At 61.0% G+C, this 18,116-nt stretch carries 16 protein-coding genes and 4 tRNA genes; 12 read left to right on the forward strand and 8 right to left on the reverse strand.

What is annotated here, in order from left to right:
* Positions 1-488: 488 nt before the first annotated feature.
* Positions 489-565 (forward strand) — tRNA-Pro (locus RWJ89_RS09295).
* Positions 566-627: 62 nt separating this feature from the next.
* Here RWJ89_RS09295 and RWJ89_RS09300 read toward each other — a convergent pair.
* Both RWJ89_RS09300 and RWJ89_RS09305 read right to left on the reverse strand, forming a co-directional pair.
* Positions 628-1,116 (reverse strand): DUF192 domain-containing protein, encoded by a 489-nt coding sequence (locus RWJ89_RS09300; RefSeq protein ID WP_168281808.1) that lies wholly within the window; start codon positions 1,114-1,116, stop codon positions 628-630.
* 2 nt (positions 1,117-1,118) lie between these two features.
* Positions 1,119-1,697: a cold-shock protein gene (locus tag RWJ89_RS09305; RefSeq protein ID WP_012757289.1), complete on the reverse strand. Its 579-nt coding sequence runs from the start codon at positions 1,695-1,697 to the stop codon at positions 1,119-1,121.
* A 195-nt stretch (positions 1,698-1,892) separates the two neighbouring features.
* Between RWJ89_RS09305 and gloA the strand changes: the two genes are divergently transcribed.
* The 5 genes from gloA to RWJ89_RS09330 all read left to right on the forward strand — a co-directional run bounded on the left by gloA (position 1,893) and on the right by RWJ89_RS09330 (position 4,239).
* Positions 1,893-2,333, forward strand: coding sequence for a lactoylglutathione lyase (gene gloA / locus RWJ89_RS09310; protein WP_012757288.1), 441 nt, complete (start codon positions 1,893-1,895; stop codon positions 2,331-2,333).
* A gap of 175 nt (positions 2,334-2,508) precedes the next feature.
* A complete protein-coding gene (locus RWJ89_RS09315; protein WP_410056109.1) occupies positions 2,509-3,567 on the forward strand; it encodes a YcbK family protein in 1,059 nt (352 codons plus the stop codon).
* Between the two features lie 197 nt (positions 3,568-3,764).
* Positions 3,765-3,839 (forward strand) — tRNA-Glu (locus RWJ89_RS09320).
* 74 nt (positions 3,840-3,913) lie between these two features.
* A tRNA-Glu gene (locus RWJ89_RS09325) sits at positions 3,914-3,988 on the forward strand.
* 176 nt (positions 3,989-4,164) lie between these two features.
* Positions 4,165-4,239: transfer RNA gene (locus RWJ89_RS09330), tRNA-Glu, on the forward strand.
* 46 nt (positions 4,240-4,285) lie between these two features.
* On the opposite strand, the gene recJ is transcribed toward RWJ89_RS09330, so the two are convergent.
* The 5 genes from recJ to RWJ89_RS09355 form a co-directional block, all read right to left on the reverse strand.
* A complete protein-coding gene (gene recJ / locus RWJ89_RS09335) occupies positions 4,286-6,088 on the reverse strand; it encodes a single-stranded-DNA-specific exonuclease RecJ (RefSeq protein WP_131663917.1) in 1,803 nt (600 codons plus the stop codon).
* Positions 6,089-6,279: 191 nt separating this feature from the next.
* Positions 6,280-6,534 (reverse strand): hypothetical protein, encoded by a 255-nt coding sequence (locus RWJ89_RS09340; protein ID WP_131640203.1) that lies wholly within the window; start codon positions 6,532-6,534, stop codon positions 6,280-6,282.
* Positions 6,535-6,698: 164 nt separating this feature from the next.
* Positions 6,699-8,024 carry a homoserine dehydrogenase gene (locus RWJ89_RS09345; RefSeq protein ID WP_168281802.1) on the reverse strand — a complete coding sequence of 442 codons (1,326 nt, stop codon included), beginning with the start codon at positions 8,022-8,024 and terminating at the stop codon, positions 6,699-6,701.
* Positions 8,025-8,085: 61 nt separating this feature from the next.
* Positions 8,086-9,303, reverse strand: a complete 1,218-nt coding sequence (locus RWJ89_RS09350) for an LL-diaminopimelate aminotransferase (protein ID WP_026265221.1) — start codon at positions 9,301-9,303, stop codon at positions 8,086-8,088.
* 221 nt (positions 9,304-9,524) lie between these two features.
* Complete coding sequence (locus RWJ89_RS09355; RefSeq protein ID WP_017960242.1) at positions 9,525-9,938, reverse strand: hypothetical protein; 414 nt, start codon at positions 9,936-9,938, stop codon at positions 9,525-9,527.
* Between the two features lie 150 nt (positions 9,939-10,088).
* On the opposite strand from RWJ89_RS09355, the gene RWJ89_RS09360 reads away from it, so the two are divergent.
* Positions 10,089-11,957, forward strand: a complete 1,869-nt coding sequence (locus tag RWJ89_RS09360) for a PHA/PHB synthase family protein (protein ID WP_221999145.1) — start codon at positions 10,089-10,091, stop codon at positions 11,955-11,957.
* A 208-nt stretch (positions 11,958-12,165) separates the two neighbouring features.
* Positions 12,166-13,494, forward strand: coding sequence for a DUF2778 domain-containing protein (locus tag RWJ89_RS09365; protein WP_222061584.1), 1,329 nt, complete (start codon positions 12,166-12,168; stop codon positions 13,492-13,494).
* A 39-nt stretch (positions 13,495-13,533) separates the two neighbouring features.
* Here RWJ89_RS09365 and RWJ89_RS09370 read toward each other — a convergent pair whose 3' ends face one another.
* On the reverse strand, positions 13,534-14,691 hold the full coding sequence (locus RWJ89_RS09370) for a pyridoxal phosphate-dependent aminotransferase (RefSeq protein WP_221945924.1): 1,158 nt from the start codon (positions 14,689-14,691) through the stop codon (positions 13,534-13,536).
* Positions 14,692-14,902: 211 nt separating this feature from the next.
* On the opposite strand from RWJ89_RS09370, the gene RWJ89_RS09375 reads away from it, so the two are divergent.
* The 4 genes from RWJ89_RS09375 to accC all read left to right on the forward strand — a co-directional run bounded on the left by RWJ89_RS09375 (position 14,903) and on the right by accC (position 18,111).
* The gene (locus tag RWJ89_RS09375) at positions 14,903-15,661 is read left to right on the forward strand and encodes a DsbA family protein (protein ID WP_221945923.1); all 759 of its coding nucleotides are present in this window, start codon (positions 14,903-14,905) and stop codon (positions 15,659-15,661) included.
* Positions 15,662-15,822: 161 nt separating this feature from the next.
* Positions 15,823-16,260, forward strand: coding sequence for a type II 3-dehydroquinate dehydratase (gene aroQ, locus RWJ89_RS09380; RefSeq protein WP_131640210.1), 438 nt, complete (start codon positions 15,823-15,825; stop codon positions 16,258-16,260).
* Positions 16,261-16,280: 20 nt separating this feature from the next.
* Positions 16,281-16,751 (forward strand): acetyl-CoA carboxylase biotin carboxyl carrier protein, encoded by a 471-nt coding sequence (gene accB, locus RWJ89_RS09385; protein WP_131640211.1) that lies wholly within the window; start codon positions 16,281-16,283, stop codon positions 16,749-16,751.
* Between the two features lie 4 nt (positions 16,752-16,755).
* On the forward strand, positions 16,756-18,111 hold the full coding sequence (gene accC, locus RWJ89_RS09390) for an acetyl-CoA carboxylase biotin carboxylase subunit (RefSeq protein ID WP_025394370.1): 1,356 nt from the start codon (positions 16,756-16,758) through the stop codon (positions 18,109-18,111).
* The last annotated feature ends 5 nt before the right edge of the window (positions 18,112-18,116 follow it).

The raw sequence follows: 18,116 nt of genomic DNA on the forward strand, positions 1-18,116 counted from the left end.
GCGGTGTGCGACACGCCTGCCGACTCCGTTCGCATGACAGCCGACACCGCCTCCCCTTCAAATCCGGTGATTGCCGGCGGATTTCGCAATATTTCCGCTTGTTTCACCTTGTGATCATAACCTGATTGCCGCTGCCTTCCCTCGGCACTAGTTTACGGCTCAATCGATTTCAGTGGATTTGCAGCTCATGATGAGACGTTCGGCGGAGTTCAATGCCATTGTGATAGGCGCTAGCATCACGGCGTTCTTCTACGTTGCCATCAGCTACGCCCAATATATCGGCCTGATCGCCCACGGCTAAGGGAGCCCTGTGCTGACGTACAATTGCGCCAGACAGACCGAACTCGTGCGCCCGGCAAGCAGGCTGGCGACCTATCAAGATTTTTCTGTCTTGCATCCACAGGTCCTGCGAGGAATCTTCGGCCAGAGCTGGATTTATGGGTTGCGACGGCGAAGTGAACCGTGTATCTCCCCTGCCATTCACGGCACGGAGTGTAGCGCAGCCTGGTAGCGCATCTGGTTTGGGACCAGAGGGTCGGGAGTTCGAATCTCTCCACTCCGACCATTCAAATATCCCGATATTGTTGAATTCCTTGACAGGCGCACCCTGCTCGTGGTCGCGCGCCGTCACTTCGCCTTCTTCGTCGTCGTGGCGCTGACGATCCTGTCGCCCGGCTTGATTCCGAGTTTGGCAACGATGCCGGCGTTGAGTTCGACGACGTATTTCACCGCGCTCATCGAATCGATGATGTCGCGTGAATAGGGCACTGCCTTTTCCTTGATGTGGCGGATCGTGCCGGTGTCGTCTGCAAAAAGCATATCGAGCGGCAGGATGGTGTTTTCCATCCACATGGTGACGCGCCGCGGCTGGTCGAAATCGAAGATCATGCCGGCATCATCGGCCATCGTCTTGCGAAACATCAGGCCGCGGGCGCGCTGATCCGGGGTCGAGGCGATTTCGACGGTGAAATGCAGCACCTTGCCCGTAGCGGTCTGGATGAGCAGCGGCTCCTTGTCGAACCGTATCTCCTCGTCAGCCAAAGCCGGCAGCGCGACCATGAAAAAAAGCGCCAATAAGGCGCTTCTGATGGCATCAAATAGGATTAGGCCGCGCATGTTCAGTGCGACCGGCTTGCCGGGCTCGGAACGTCAGGATGGATCTCTGCGGCCATCAGGCCCTTTTCGCCGTCGCCGAAGCGGACGAGGACCACCTGGCCGGGGCGCAGTTCCGTCAGGCCGAAGCGGCGCAGCGTTTCCATGTGCACGAAGATGTCTTCAGTGCCCTCGCCGCGCGTCAGGAAGCCGAAGCCCTTGGTGCGGTTGAACCACTTGACCAGCGCACGCTCGAGGCCGCTCGTCGCGGTGACCTGCACATGGGTGCGCACCGGCGGCAGCTGCGAGGGATGAACCGCGGTCGACTGGTCCATCGAGAGGATCTTGAAAGCCTGGTAGCCGCGCTCGCGGCGCTGGATGAGGGCAACGATGCGCGTTCCCTCAAGGATCGTCTGGTAACCGTCGCGGCGCAGGCAGGTTACGTGCAGGAGAACATCCTGCATGCCGTTGTCGGGCACGATGAAGCCGAAACCCTTGGCAACGTCGAACCACTTGACGACGCCGGTGATTTCAACAAGATCGACCGCCTCTCCTGATAGCTCGTCGAGGTCGGAGTATTCGTTCGATGAAATCCTGTCAGCCATTGTCGCCAGCCCCTCGAATACGCGTCACACTGTTACGGTTAACTGATTCTTGAAATCAAGATTAACATCTTGGTAACGGATAAGCGCAAGTCCTAGTTTTCGGTTATTCCCAGGTGCACATTTTATAAAGATGACTTGCCCGAAGCTGACCTCGGCTCGCCGAAAAAAGCTAGCCCCAATAAAGGAGTAAATAGAATGCGTTATCTTCATACAATGGTGCGCGTCAAAGACCTCGACGCCTCACTCACCTTTTACACTACGCTTTTCGGGCTGGAGGAGATTCGCCGCCACGAAAACGAGAAGGGCCGTTTTACCCTGGTTTTCCTGGCTGCTCGCGACGATCTCGACCGTGCGCGCAGCGAAAAAGCTCCCTGCCTCGAGCTTACCTACAATTGGGACACGGAAGATTATAGCGGAGGTCGCAATTTCGGCCACCTCGCTTATGAGGTCGACGATATTTACGCCACCTGCCAAAATCTGATGGACAACGGCATCACCATCAACCGGCCGCCGCGCGACGGGAACATGGCCTTCGTGCGCTCGCCCGACGGCATCTCGATCGAAATCCTGCAGAAGGGCAGCCCGCTTCCGGCCGCCGAACCCTGGGCCTCGATGGGCAATACCGGCGCCTGGTAAGGGTTTTCGCCGCAAGGCTTTTGCGAGGCTTGCGGCTTTTTCGATTTCGGGTCTGGCCGGCGCCTCGGCGCTTGCCGCGAGCCGACGCCGCAGGCAATCTCCTGACGACTCGAAGCGGAATAGAAGCGTTTTCGTTTATTTTCCGCATTCAACTGGAGACTGTCGCTTGCGTAAGATGCAAATGCGGATGCCCGTGACGGGCGCTTTGCTGATCGCCACCTCGATGCTGGCGCTGTCCGGTTGCGCGTCGGACAAGAAGGCACTCGATTCGGCGGTGGTGGTTCCGACTGTGCCGGCCGCAGCACCTGAGCTGGCCACGGCAGCGCCTGCAAGCCCTGCCCCACGTTCGGTCTATACGGATCCCCGGCTCGTCAACATCTCCGGCGTCCAGGGTGCGCCTCAGGTCGTGGCACAATACCCGAATGCAGCCGTCCCGCCCGCCGGCTCGGCAACGGCGGCGCCCGCCAATATTGGCGGACTCGTCCTGCAGTCGACCCGGATCAATGCGCAGGCGATGAGCATCTTTTCCGATCACCAGCCGGCGCCGCAGAACAACAGCACGTCCACCGTCATTCAGCCGCAGGCCTATGTGCCGGTGGAAGGTGCAGCACCTGCGCGAAGCAGCGTCTACAGCCAGCCGCCCGTGCCCACACAGCCGGTGGAGCCGGTGCTGCCGCAGCAATCCTCGCAGAATAGCAGCACGCAGCTTGCGCCCGTGCAAACGGCGTCGCTGGCGACGGCCAGCATTCCGGCCTCGACGATGAACGCGCTTTACAGCGCGCCAAAGCAGAACCTGCTCGGCAGCCTCTCCGGCCTGCTGCACAAGGCGGCGCTGCCCGGCATGACGCGCATCGCGCCGAACGGGCTGCATCTTCAGAACGACAAGGTCGAGGTCGGCTGCTTCAAGCCCGACCTGCTGAAAGTGATCAAGATGGTCGAAAGTCATTTCGGCAGGCCGGTCATCGTCACCTCCGGCTACCGTGACGAAGAGCATAACCGCCTCGTCGGCGGCGCCGACGAATCGATGCACAAGAGCTGCGAGGCGGCCGACATCCAGATCGACGGTGTGACGAAATGGGATATCGCCACCTATATCCGCTCGTTGCCGGACCGCGGCGGCGTCGGCACCTACTGCCACACCGATTCGGTTCACCTCGATACCGGCAAAACCCGTGACTGGGACTGGGGCTGCGGCGGCAAGCGCGCACCGATAACGACGGCAAGAGCGATCTGACGGCCGCGCGATTTTCGCATTACGTTACGGAAACACCGCCTCGTCTCGTTAAAGAAACAAGCGGCAGCCTATTGATTCAGCTTCAATAATCAGCTTCTCGAACACACTCGGATTTCCTGTCATTTTTTTGAAAGAAAACCGCAATTCCGCTTGCGGGATTCAAAACGCCTGACTATAAGGGCGCCACCACGAAGGAAGCGCCCTTCGTCTATCGGTTAGGACACCAGATTTTCATTCTGGGAAGAGGGGTTCGACTCCCCTAGGGCGTACCACTTTCTCTCGATATAGAAGCCAACACTTCCGCTTGCAGAAGCCGGCGCGCGCTCCTATTTTAACGATGCTGCCTGCGCCCTTCGTCTATCGGTTAGGACGACAGATTCTCATTCTGTAAAGAGGGGTTCGACTCCCCTAGGGCGTACCATCAGGTTTGCGCAATCGCCCCCAAACCAGCCCGCTGGCTTATCTTCCCGGCTCCGTCACCTCACGATACAATGTTTTCCACAGCAGCAAATAAATCGGCGAAAACGATGATTTTTTCGCGCCTTGGCGCTTGCGGCCTTCGAAGGCGCTGACTATAAGGGCGCCACCACGAAGGAAGCGCCCTTCGTCTATCGGTTAGGACACCAGATTTTCATTCTGGGAAGAGGGGTTCGACTCCCCTAGGGCGTACCACTTTCTTTCCCTTTGACACTTTCCATCGTCAGCGCGCGCGGCCATTTCATTTCGCCGGCGCAGCATCGCAGACGCGGAGCTGGATGCGGCGTGCGCCCTGGTAATGATCGGCACCGAGCGAACCGGCGACATGCAGGCTGGCGCCGCGCGAATTGATGAGAAGATTGCCGAGCGCCGTATCGGCGGCGCGGAAGGCGATGCCGTCGAGCCGCGATCCGTCCATGGCCTCCAGCGTCACCTTCACATGTTTCTCGCCGACCAGGCGGGCATCGCGCACCCTATGCGCCGGTATGGCAAAGAGCGGCTGTGCGTGGCCAGAGCCATAGGGGCCGGCGGCCTCCAGGCGGTCGATGAGCTCGAGCGTGGCGCCGCTTGCGCCGATCGCACCGTCGATCTTCAGCGTTTCGTTGGCGACGAGATTGGCCACCGTCCTCTCGGCCTTCTCGGTGAAGAAGGTCCTCAGCCTGCCGAGATCGGCGCGCTCGACCGTTAGGCCTGCGGCCATGGCGTGGCCGCCGCCTTTGACGAGCAGACCCTCGTCGACCGCAGCCCGGACCATCCTGCCCATGTCGAAGCCGTTGATCGAGCGGCCCGAGCCGGTGCCGCGGCCGGAAGGATCGAAGGCGATCGCGAAAGCGGGCCGTTTGAATTTTTCCTTCAGCCGCGCCGCAATCAGCCCGACGATGCCGGGATGCCATTTCTCATGGGCGGTGACGATGACGGACGCACCCTCGCCGTCGCCATATTCGGCAAACGCCTCGGCTTCGGCCTCCTGCAGCATGATCGTCTCCATCGCCTGGCGTTCGCGATTGAGCTCGTCCAGGCGCTGCGCGATCACATCCGCCTCTCCGGCGTCGTCGAGCGTCAGCAGCCGGCTTCCGAGTGCCGCGTCGCCGATCCGCCCGCCGGCATTGATGCGCGGGCCGATCAGGAAGCCGAAATGATAGGGTGTCACGGGACCCGCGAGCCCCGCCTTGCGGAAGAGTGCGGCAAGCCCTGCATTGCTCTGGTGGCGGGCAGCGACCAGCCCCTTCACCACATAGGCGCGGTTAAGGCCCTTCAGCGGCACGACATCGCAGACCGTCGCAAGTGCCACGATGTCAAGCCATTGCAGCAGGTCGATCGCCAAGATGCGCTTGTTGCCGGCCGCACGCAGCAGCCGGAGTGTCGCGACCAGCACCATGAAGACGACGCCGGCGGCGCAAAGATGCCCCTGCCCCGAGAGGTCGTCCTCGCGGTTCGGGTTGACCAGCGCATGGCAGGGCGGCAATTCATGTGTCACCTGGTGGTGATCGATGACGACGACATCGATGTTGCGCGCGGCAGCGGCGGCCAGCGCCTCGTGGCTGGTGGAGCCGCAATCGACGGTGACGATCAGCTGAGCGCCGTTATCGATCAACTGGTTGATCGCCGCCGGGTTGGGACCGTAACCTTCGAAGACGCGGTCGGGAATATAGATGTTCGCCCTGACGCCGAAATGGCTGAGAAAGCGAAACATCAGCGCCGAGGAGGCTGCGCCGTCGACGTCGTAGTCGCCGAAGATCGCGACGCTCTCGCCGCGCTCGATCGCGCGCAGGAGGCGGGTCGCGGCCTTTTCGCAGTCGGTCAGCCTATGGGGATCGGGCATCAGGCTGCGGATCGTCGGGTCGAGGAATTCGATCGCCTCGTCTACCGTCACGCCGCGCCCGGCGAGCACCCGGGCGATCAGATCCGGTAATCCATGGATCTGCGACATGGCCAGCGCGCGGTTCTGCCCGGCCTGGTCGAGCCGTGCGACCCAGCGATTGTCGAGCGCGGATTTCTCCACGCCGAGAAATGCGCGCTGTACCGGGTCGACGAGATCTGCCATGCCACACTCCGCTGACTGCATCTGCTCTTTCTACAGGAGCAGCGGAGATAACATAGCGATGGATTTGCAGACACGGATTTTTACCAAAGCATGTCGCGCAAAACAAAAGTGTGCAGCGATTTTGCGACAACGACATGCGTAAAAATAAAGACCTAAAGCGCGAGAGCGAATCTGAAAGATCACGACACGCTTTAGAATACCGCCCAGACGATCAGGGCGATGCCGGCCAGTTGCACCAGGATAACGGAGAAGAGAGTGAGAAGAATGGCCCAGTTACGGCCTTCCGGGCTTTCGTCGTCGTAGGCCTCATTCGAGGCCTCGTCGGAGCGGTGGTCACGAACCTCATCACGGTTCGTCTCGGGAACGTCCTCAAACACACCAGGGTGATCGGGAGGTTCCTCTTCCGGGCGACCATACCCCTTCCCGGCATGGCTGTCCTTGTTCACGAAATTCTCCAAAGCCGGCGACTCCCTCTCCCGGCTTATTTATATCAATGTTTCGGTATCTGTTAATATAAGTTTTCGTGAGAGCGGCTAAACAGGCAATAAAAAAACCCGCTCTGCGTGCACAGAGCGGGTCAGCTATCCCGGATTGTGGCAAAAAAAAGAGGTCAGCCTTCCTCTTTCGGCCGCTCGATGCGAATCACCTGCGGCTCGCCGAAGAGGTAACCTTCCGACTTGATCGAGGCGACGGCCTTACGCACCGACTCTTCCATCGTCGCATGCGTGACGAGAATGATCGTCTGGTGGTGCGATGGCGCCAGGTGCTGCTTGGAGCGCTGGACGATCGATTCCAGCGAGATGTTGTTTTCGGCCATACGGGTTGCGACGCTGGCAAAGACGCCGGTGCGGTCGAGCACGGTCAGGCGGATGAAATAGCCGCCCTCGTGGCTCTGCATCTGCGCCTTGCGGTAGGGTTCCAGCGTCGCTGCGGGATGGCCGAGCACCGGCACGCGCTGGGCGCCCGGCTGGCTCTTGGCGATATCGGCGATATCGCCAAGCACCGACGAGGCCGTGGCATTGCCGCCGGCACCAGGGCCGACCATCAGCAGTTCGCCGAGCACGTCGGATTCGATCGCCACTGCATTGGTGACGCCGTCGACCTGGGCGATGACCGAATCGACCGGCACCATTGTGGGATGGACGCGCTGCTCGATGCCGGTATCGGTGCGCTGGGCAACGCCCAAGAGCTTGATGCGATAACCGAGTTCGGCAGCGGCGTGGATATCCTCGATCGAGATGTTGGCGATGCCTTCGAGATAGATGTCGTCGGCCGCGATCTGATTGCCGAAGGCGAGCGTCGTCAGGATGGAAAGCTTGTGGGCCGTGTCGTTGCCCTCGATATCGAAGGCCGGATCGGCCTCGGCATAACCCAGCCGCTGCGCCTCCTTCAGGCATTCGGCGAAGGAAAGCCCCTCCTTCTCCATCTTGGTCAGGATGTAATTGCAGGTGCCGTTCATGATGCCATAGATGCGCGAGACGGAATTGCCCGTCAGCGATTCACGCAGCGCCTTGATGACTGGGATGCCGCCGGCGACTGCCGCCTCGAAGTTCAGCAGCGACCCCTTCTCCTCGGCGATCGTCGCAAGCTCGACGCCGTGATAGGCAAGCAGCGCCTTGTTGGCTGTCACGACATGGAGACCACGCTGGAGTGCGGTGCGCACGGAGATGTTGGCCGCCCCTTCGGCGCCGCCCATCAGCTCGACAAAGACGTCGATATCGCCCTTTTCGGCAAGCTCCTCCGGCCGGTCGAACCAGGTAACAGCGGAAAGATCGATGCCGCGGTCCCTTGCCCTGTCACGCGCGGAGACCGCCGTGATGGTGATCGGACGCCCGCAGGTGACGGCAAGCTCGTTGCTTTTCTGCTGAATGATGCGGACAAGCGAGGCGCCAACGGTGCCCAAGCCCGCAATGCCGATTTTGAGGGCATCTGCCATGGATCGATCCTGAAATGTCTGTGTGGCGGCAGCCGCATGACGCGGCTGCCCAACGGTTGGATTAGCGGTGTGCATTCAGCGAGATGACATTGTGCATCGTCTCGTCTGCCGTCGACATGAACTTCTTGATGTTGCGCGCAGCCTGGCGGATGCGGTGTTCGTTTTCGACAAGGGCCAGACGGACGTAGTCGTCGCCCATTTCGCCGAAGCCGATGCCCGGGGCAACGGCGACGTCGGCCTTCTCGACCAGCAGCTTGGAGAATTCCAGCGAACCGAGATGGCGGAACTTTTCCGGGATCTTCGCCCAGGCGAACATCGTCGCAGCCGGCGGCGGCACGTCGAACCCGGCCTTGCCGAAGCTTTCGACCATGACGTCGCGGCGGCGCTTATAGACGTTGCGGACTTCCGCAATGTCGGAACCATCGCCGTTCAGCGCATGCGTCGCCGCCACCTGGATCGGCGTGAAGGCGCCGTAGTCGAGATAGGACTTGACGCGGGTGAGCGCCGCGATCAGCCGCTCGTTGCCAACGGCAAAGCCCATGCGCCAGCCGGGCATGGAAAAGGTCTTCGACATCGAGGTGAACTCGACGCTCACGTCCATTGCACCCGGCACTTCGAGAACCGACGGCGGCGGAGAGCCGTCGAAGTAGATTTCCGAATAGGCAAGGTCGGAGAGCACGATGATGTCGTGCTTCTTGGCGAAGGCGATGACGTCCTTGTAGAAATCGAGCGTCGCGACAAAAGCCGTCGGGTTCGAGGGATAGTTGAGGATCAGCGCCAAGGGCTTCGGGATCGAATGCCGGACGGCACGTTCGAGCGGTTCGAAGAAGCTCGCATCCGGCTCCACCGACATGGAACGGATCACGCCGCCCGCCATCAGGAAGCCGAAGGCGTGGATCGGATAGGTAGGGTTCGGGCAGAGGATCACGTCGCCAGGCGCGGTGATTGCCTGCGCCATGTTGGCGAAGCCTTCCTTGGAGCCCAAGGTGGCAACCACCTGGGTATCCGGGTTGAGCTTGACGCCGAAACGGCGGGCATAATAGGCGGCCTGGGCGCGGCGCAGGCCCGGAATGCCCTTGGAAGAGGAATAGCGATGCGTGCGCGGATCCTGCACGACCTCACACAGCTTGTCGACGATCGACTGGGGAGTGGGAAGGTCGGGGTTTCCCATGCCGAGATCGATGATATCGGCGCCGCCCGCTCGCGCGCTTGCCTTCAAACGGTTGACCTGTTCGAAAACATAAGGCGGCAAACGCCGGACTTTGTGAAACTCTTCCATCTCATTCCCCATGGAAAGGCGGCATTTCGGGCCGCAGTCGAAGTTCGTTCCGTCTCCCGGCGGCTGCGACACGAACTTCAGAATCGCAACGCCGTATTCATCAGACCCAAGCGACGCGGCGAATCTTTGACGGAAAGGCCGCGTAACGCGCTTTATCGGGAAAATTGTATCTTCCGATCCTTGCCGAAGGCTTTGCGTCCAAATTGCCTGAAAGGCAAGGTCTATTTGGAGATTTCAGACAGCGTATCGGTGCCGTGCTCGGCGGCGAGACGCCGCATTTCCGCGACCTTGGCCTGATATTCGGCTTCCGAAAGCGCGCCCGCCTTGCGCCGGGCGGCAAGTGCCGTCAGCTGATGCTGCAGGTCAGCCGCCTGCTCGTCGCTCATCTGCACATTGGCGGCGGTCAGCGGCGCGCCGAAATTCGGATAGCCGTCCGGGTATTTTGCAAGGCCGCCCTCGGCCGCCTCGCCCTTGGTGGCCGGCATGACGACGGCGGTCGGCGCCGCTCGCTTGGCGGCGGCTGCGGCTTTTTGTTCCGCCGTCAGATTGCATCCGGCAAGGGCCATCGCCGCCGCGGCGCAGATCAGTGCGGTGCGGTTGAAGGTTGCGATGCGCCGAATGCCGTTCTTCGTCATGCCTCAAAAATCCAGTTTTGACTGCTTCGACTGTTAAATTTGTCGCAGCCACAAAGCAATAGCATGAGCCGATGCGGGTGGAACTTGTTTTCTCGTTCGATCACGATGTACAACGAATGGATAAAAAGAGTGGTGCCGCCGCCGGAGGAAATGGTGACCGACAGCAAGCAGGAGAATGGCGGCCAAAAGAATGGCGAAAAGGCCGGCTTCGACGCGACCGATCTCGATCCCTATCTGCTGAAGGATCCTGAGGCCATGGCGATGAATTTCGCTCGGGCGCTCGAAAATCTCGGACAAGCAGCATCTGCCTGGCTTGCGCCGCGCGAACGCGGCGAGATCAGCGAAAGCGCCGCCGATCCGATGACCGACATGGTCAAGACGCTTTCCAAGGTCACCGAATACTGGATTTCCGATCCGCGCCGCACCTTCGAGGCACAGACGCAGCTGATGTCCTCGTTCTTCGGCATCTGGATGCGCTCGATGCAGCGCATGCAAGGCACGCGCGGCGTGCAGGGCGATCCCACGCCTCCCGAGCCGGACACCCGCAAGGACAAGCGTTTCTCGGACGAGGACTGGGAGAAGAATCCATTCTTCGATTTTCTCCGCCAGGTCTATTTCGTCACGACCGACTGGGTAGAAAAGATGGTGTCGGAGACCGAGGGCCTCGACGAGCACACCAAACACAAGGCCGGCTTCTACGTGAAGCAGATCACGGCGGCGCTTTCGCCGACCAACTTCATTGTCACCAATCCGCAGCTCTACCGCGAGACGATCGCGACCAGCGGCGCCAATCTGGTGCGCGGGATGAAGATGCTGGCCGAGGATATCGCTGCCGGACATGGCGATCTTCGCCTTCGCCAGACCGACATGACGAAATTCGCCGTCGGCCGCGATATGGCGCTGACGCCCGGCAAGGTGATCGCCCAGAACGACATCTGCCAGATCATCCAGTACGAGGCTTCGACCGAAACGGTGCTGAAGCGGCCGCTTTTGATCTGCCCGCCCTGGATCAACAAGTTCTATATTCTCGACCTCAACCCGCAAAAATCCTTCATCAAATGGTGCGTCGACCAGGGGCAGACGGTCTTCGTCATTTCCTGGGTCAACCCGGATGCGCGCCACGCCGATAAGGACTGGGCGGCCTATGCCCGCGAGGGCATCGATTTCGCGCTGGCAACGGTCGAGAAGGCGACCGGCGAGAAGGACGTCAACGCCGTCGGCTACTGCGTCGGCGGCACGCTGCTTGCGGCAACACTGGCACTGCATGCCAAGGAGAAGAACAAGCGCATCAAGACCGCCACACTCTTCACCACCCAGGTCGACTTCACCCATGCCGGTGACCTCAAAATCTTCGTCGACGAGGAGCAGCTTGAAGCGCTCGAAGAGCATATGCAGGCGGCCGGCTATCTCGATGGCACGAAGATGTCGATGGCCTTCAACATGCTGCGCGCCTCCGAGCTGATCTGGCCTTATTTCGTCAACAACTACCTCAAGGGTCAGGATCCCCTGCCCTTCGACCTGTTGTTCTGGAACGCAGATTCGACCCGCATGGCGGCGGCAAACCATGCCTTCTACCTGCGCAATTGCTATCTCAAGAATGCGCTGACGCAGAACGAGATGATCCTCGACGGCAAGTCCGTGTCGCTGAAGGACGTCAAGATCCCGATCTATAATCTCGCCACCCGCGAGGATCACATCGCACCTGCCAAGTCCGTCTTCCTCGGCAGCCGGTTCTTCGGCGGCAAGGTGGAATTCGTCGTGACCGGCTCCGGGCACATCGCCGGCGTGGTCAATCCGCCCGACAGGAAGAAGTATCAATTCTGGACGGGCGGCCCCGCAAAGGGAGACTACGAGACCTGGCTCGAACAGGCGACGGAGACCCCAGGCTCATGGTGGCCGCATTGGCAGGCCTGGATCGAGACGCATGACGGCAGGCGCGTGCCGGCCCGCAAACCCGGTGGCGATGCGTTGAACGCCATCGAGGAAGCGCCCGGAAGTTATGTGATGGAGCGCGCCTGAGAAGGCCCAAACACATCTCTTTTTGAGGCGTCGTAAGAAACTGCAGCGCCGCGTAAACAAATTAGAAACCATAATTCGTCATCCTTGCGAGACAGTCGGAAGTCGCGGTTGGTCTAAATTCGGCCCATTTGCGCCTGTACCGGCCCCCGGCGAAGTGTATCAGTCAGTGCCGCCGGCCTGCGTAGCGAGTTTGAAAGACGAGTGTAGTATGGCGTGTGCGGTCGGGACGTTCGATGACGTCACCCCTCTTGGCGGATCTGCTTTCCGTTGGCGCAGATCTCGCAGTTTCCTTTACGGTGTTGTCGGTGCCGGATTTCTGACCTCCACATGGCTGATCACGACCTTCGCGACGATGCACTCGATAGCCGCTCCCTATTCTCCGCCGGATCGCCTGGCACAGGTGGCGGCTGCGCCGAAGGTGGCGCCTTCACCGCGCCATGAGAGGCTGATCCATGTCGGCAAGGCTGACCGGCTGACAGCCTTCGATGCGAAGCCGAAGGTCCCGCTGACGGCGAACCTCATTCAATCCCATGCCGAAAAGACCGCCGCCGCTGCATCGGCGCTTGCAGTTCTCGCCAAAAACAATCGGCTCGCCATGGCTGCCGAACAGCCGGTCGTGGCGGCGATCTCCGACAGCGCCAAATTCCGCAAGGACGACGTAATCGCGGCGGCGGTCGAGTTCGCCTCGGCAGAGACGGAAGAAGACGACGGCGACCGGATCATCGTTCCCTCGAAAGAAGCCGTCGCCGCAGCAGAACTCCCGACCCTGCTGGCACTTGCCGATGCCGGATCCCGGCAAATCGCGCCGGCTCCGGTCGAGCCAACCGCATCTCCTCTCAAAACGGCCTCCATTCCCGCATCGGAGCCAGCTCCGGTGATCGTCGCCGCCGCGGAAGATGCGCCACCCTTCGATCTCGTGCTGGCGCCGGACGAAGGTTCGGTGCCGCTGCCGATGGCGCGGCCTGACGGACTCGTCGGCAAACCGACACCGCTCTCCAAGGGGTCTGAGCGCTCTGGCGAGCCTGTGCTTGCCTACGCCCAGCCGAACGCGCCGATCGAGGACGATGCAGTACCGCGCTACGACAAGCCGGTCTTCTCGCCGAAGCTGCGCGCCGGCGTGGCGATCTACGATATCGAAAACAGCACCGTCTATCTGCCGAACGGCGAGCGGCTCGAGGCCCATTCCGGGCTCGGCAAGATGCGCGACAAGCCGCGTTTCGCCAACAAGAAGATGCATGGACCGACGCCGCCGCACACCTACGTTCTTACCATGCGCGAGAGCCTTTTCCACGGCGTCGAGGCGCTGCGGCTGACACCGATCGAGGGTTCGGACGCCATCTATGACCGTGTCGGCCTGCTTGCCCACACCTACATGCTCGGCAAGAACGGCGATTCCAACGGCTGCGTCTCCTTCAAGGATTACCGCCGCTTCCTCGCCGCCTACAAGCGCGGCGACATCAAGCAGCTCGTCGTGGTGCCGCGGCTGAACAACAAACCGTCTTCGACGCTAGCCTCGCTGTTTTCGTCGCGCAGCTGAGGATTGGACAGCGCACTGCCGCTTGCCCGGCGGCGGACGCTACTTCAGCCAGGCTGCGATTCGCTCCACCGCCTCGGCGATCTCTGCCTGCGAGCCCGCATAGGACAGACGCAGCGTTCGATTTCCCTCCAGCGGATCGAAATCGAGACCGGGCGTTGCGGCGACGTCGATTTCCGCGAGCATACGTTTGGCAAAGCCCATGCTGTCATTGCTGAAGCGGGTGACGTCGAGATAGGCGTAAAAGGCCCCGTCCATCGGCGAGGCGATCGAAAACCCGATCTGCGGCAGTCGCCGCATCAGCAAATCGCGGTTGGCGGCGTAACTGGCCTTGTAACGATCGAGATCGCCGCCGGCGCTGAGAGCGGCCGTGGCGGCGATCTGGGAAAGCTCGGGTGGGGAAATATAGAGGCTCTGCGCCACCCGCTCGATCGGCCGAACCAGGCGCTCGGGAAGCACCATCCAGCCGATTCGCCAGCCGGTCATGCAATAATATTTGGAGAAGGAGTTGATGACGATCGCCTCGTCGGTCAGCTCCAGCGCGCTCGCCTCCTCGCCGGCGAAGGTCAGCCCGTGGTAGATTTCATCGGAGATGAAGGCGATGGAATGGGCCGCGCAGTAATCCGAAAGCGCCTTCAGCCCCTCGCGGCCGGTCACTGTGCCGGTCGGGTTGGCGGGGCTTGCGAGCAGCACGCCTTTCAACCTCATGCCGCTTTCCTTCTGCGCCGCTTCGAGGCTTTGCGGCGTCAGGGTGAAGTGGGTCTCGGCCGTTACGGGCACTTCGAGAACCTTCAGGCCCAGCGCGCCGAGGATATTGCGATAGGCGGGATAACCGGGTCTTGCGATCGCCACCGCATCGCCGGCATCGAAGAGCGACAGGAAGGCGAGATTGAAGCCGGCCGAGGAACCGGTGGTGATGGCGATGCGCTTGGGATCGATCTCCAGGCCGTGGCGATCCCTATAGTGCCAGGCGAGCGCCGATTTCAGCCGTGCCGTCCCCAGCGCATCGGTATAACCGATCCGGCCTTCGGCAAGGGCTGCGCGCGCCGCCTCGAGGGCCGCCTGAGGCGCCGGATGCGAGGGCTGGCCAACTGCCATCGAGATGACGGGATGGCCGGCCGCACGCCGCTTCGTCGCCTCCGCAAGGACGTCCATGGCGTGAAAAGGCTCGACTTCGCTACGTTTCGATATGGAAAACAAGATCGTTTCTCGCTCAGCTTCTGCAATGACGGCCCGACAATTGCCGCATTAATCGGCTCATCACAATCCCGCGAGGGCCGCGTGGGGATGAAAAATTCTGGTTTGAGCAGAACTGAACGCACCGTACCTTGACGCGACGCATTCAAGTCCATAACCCGGCGACGGATCTTCTCGATGAGGAGACGACCATATCGCCGATGACGAGGATATCATGGCATTCTTCCCGAAGACCTTCACCGCACTGGCGCTTGCCGCATCGATCGCCCTTCCGCTGCCGGCGGCAGCGCTCGACGACCAGCAGAAGAAGGAGTTCGGCGAATTCATCAAGCAATACCTGATCGAGAACCCCGAGATCATGCTCGAAGTCCAGGATGCGCTGCAGAAGAAGCAGGAGACCCAGCGGTCGGTGAAGGCCAATATGGCGATCGAAGAGAACAGCACCGACATCTTCGAATCGAAGAACGACGTCACGCTCGGCAATCCCAAGGGCGATGTCACTGTCGTCGAATTCTTCGATTATAATTGCAGCTACTGCCGCCATGCGCTTCCCGACATGCAGGCGATGCTGAAGAAGGACAAGAACGTTCGTTTCGTCCTCAAGGAATTCCCGATCCTCGGGCCGGATTCTGTCGCCGCCCACAAGGTGGCCGACGCCTTCCGCAAGCTGGCACCTGAGAAATATGCCGATTTCCACGTCGCCCTTCTCGGCACCGAAGGCCGTGCCTCTGACGAAACAGCGGTCGCGGTCGCCGCTTCGCTCGGCGTCAGCGAGGAAAAGATCCGCGCCGAGATGGCAAAGAGTCCGAATGACGGGATCGTCCAGGCGACCTACCAGCTCGCCTCCAGTCTCGGCATCAGCGGCACGCCGTCATATGTGATCGGCAACGAACTGGTTCCCGGCGCCGTCGGGCTCGACGATCTCGAAGCCAAGGTCAAGAACATGCGCAGCTGCGGCAAGACCGCCTGCTGAGCAAACCAGTCGCCGGCTGGCAGCCCATCAAATCGCCAAAATCGAAGTGTTTCAACCATGTGGACAAATGTGGCGCGAATGCCGCTGGCCAATCCGTAAGGGCTTTCATTCAGCCTTCGCGGAGTCTATAGGTTGCCGTCGTACATTTTACGGAACATTCGATGACGCAAACGATTTTTGTCCTGAACGGGCCCAACCTGAACATGCTGGGTAAACGAGAGCCCGGCATTTATGGCGGCAAGACGCTCAAGGACATCGAGGCGGACTGCAAGGCCGCGGGCCGCGAACTCGGCCTCGATATCGACTTCCGCCAGAGCAACCACGAAGGCACGCTCGTCGACTGGTTCCATGAGGCCGACGAAAAGGCCGCCGGTGTTGCCATCAATGCGGGCGCCTATACGCATACATCGGTCGCGCTGCATGATGCGATCCGCGCTATTTCCATTCCCGTCGTCGAGCTCCACATATCCAACGTGCATGCACGGGAAGAATTCCGCCACAAGTCGATGATCGCGCCGGCATGCAAAGGCGTGATCTGCGGCTTCGGGCCTCACAGCTACATCCTGGCGCTCCAAGCGCTGAAGAACATCACGGCATAAGAAGAAGACAGGGCAACACCATGGCTGAAAAGAAATCGGGTATCGACCAGGCACTGATCCGCGATCTCGCCAATATTCTGAACGAAACGGATCTGACGGAGATCGAGGTTGAGCAGGACGACCTGCGCATCCGCGTTTCACGCGCCGGCACGCCGCAATATGTCCAGGCGCCGATCGCAGCACCTGGTTATGCCGCGCCCGCAGCCGCCGCTGCGGCAGCCGTTGCTGCGCCGACTGCTGCTCCCAGCCGCAACCCGGCCAATGTCGTCAATGCACCGATGGTGGGCACCGTCTACATGGCGCCGGCTCCGGGCGCGCGTCCGTTCATCGAAGTCGGCGCAACCGTCAAGGAGGGCCAGACGCTGATCATCATCGAAGCGATGAAGACGATGAATCAGATCCCCTCGCCGAAGTCAGGCAAGGTGACCGAGATCCTCGTCGATGACGGACATCCCGTCGAATACGGCCAAGCCCTCGTCGTCATCGAATAGGCCGATGCCCATGATTTCGAAAATCCTCATCGCCAATCGCGGGGAAATAGCCCTTCGCGTGCTCCGGGCCTGCAAGGAGCTCGGCATCGCCTGCGTCGTGGTTCATTCCACCGCCGACGCCGATGCCATGCATGTGCGCCTTGCCGACGAAAGTGTCTGCATCGGCCCGCCCTCCTCGCGCGAGAGCTATCTCAACATCCACCAGATCGTCGCCGCCTGCGAGATCACCGGCGCCGACGCCGTGCATCCGGGCTACGGCTTTCTGTCGGAGAACGCCAAGTTCGCCGATATCCTCGAAGCCCACGGCATTACCTTCATTGGGCCGACGGCGGATCATATCCGCATCATGGGCGACAAGATCACCGCCAAGACGACGGCGCTCGAGCTCGGCATTCCCGTCGTTCCGGGCTCGGACGGCGAAGTGAAGACCGAAGAGGATGCGCTGAAGACGGCCGCCGAAATCGGCTATCCCGTGCTGATCAAGGCCACGGCCGGCGGCGGCGGACGCGGCATGAAGGTCGCCAAGAGCGAGGCCGACCTGATCGAGGCCTGGTCGACAGCGCGCACGGAAGCGGCAGCCGCCTTCGGCAACGATGCCGTCTACATGGAAAAATATCTCGGCAAGCCACGCCACATCGAAATCCAGGTGTTCGGCGACGGCGAAGGCAATGCCATCCATCTCGGCGAGCGCGACTGCTCGCTGCAGCGGCGCCATCAGAAGGTCTGGGAAGAGGCGAATTCGCCGGCACTCAACGTCGAGCAGCGTATGAATATCGGCCAGGTCTGCGCCGATGCCATGAAGAAGCTGAAATATCGCGGCGCCGGCACGATCGAATTCCTCTATGAAAACGGCGAGTTCTATTTCATCGAAATGAACACCCGCCTGCAGGTAGAGCATCCGATCACCGAAGCGATCACCGGCATCGACCTCGTGCACGAGCAGATCCGCGTCGCTTCCGGCGGCGGTCTCTCGGTGACGCAGGACGAAGTGCATTTTTCCGGTCACGCCATCGAGTGCCGTATCAATGCCGAGCACCCGCGCACCTTCGTGCCTTCACCCGGCACGATCACGCATTTCCACGCGCCGGGCGGCCTCGGCGTGCGCATCGATTCCGGCGCCTATCAGGGCTACAAGATCCCGCCCTATTACGACAGCCTCATCGGCAAGCTGATCGTGCACGGCCGTACCCGCGTCGAATGCATGATGCGCCTGCGCCGGGCGCTCGACGAATTCGTCGTCGACGGCATCAATACGACGCTGCCGCTGTTCCAGGATCTCGTCTCCAACCAGGATATCGCCAACGGCGATTACGACATCCACTGGCTGGAAGACTACCTCGCCAACACACCGGCGGCATAGGACAG

The sequence above is a fragment of the Rhizobium sp. 10PS4 genome, from assembly GCF_032464805.1.
In the GTDB taxonomy this organism is placed as follows: domain Bacteria; phylum Pseudomonadota; class Alphaproteobacteria; order Rhizobiales; family Rhizobiaceae; genus Rhizobium; species Rhizobium laguerreae.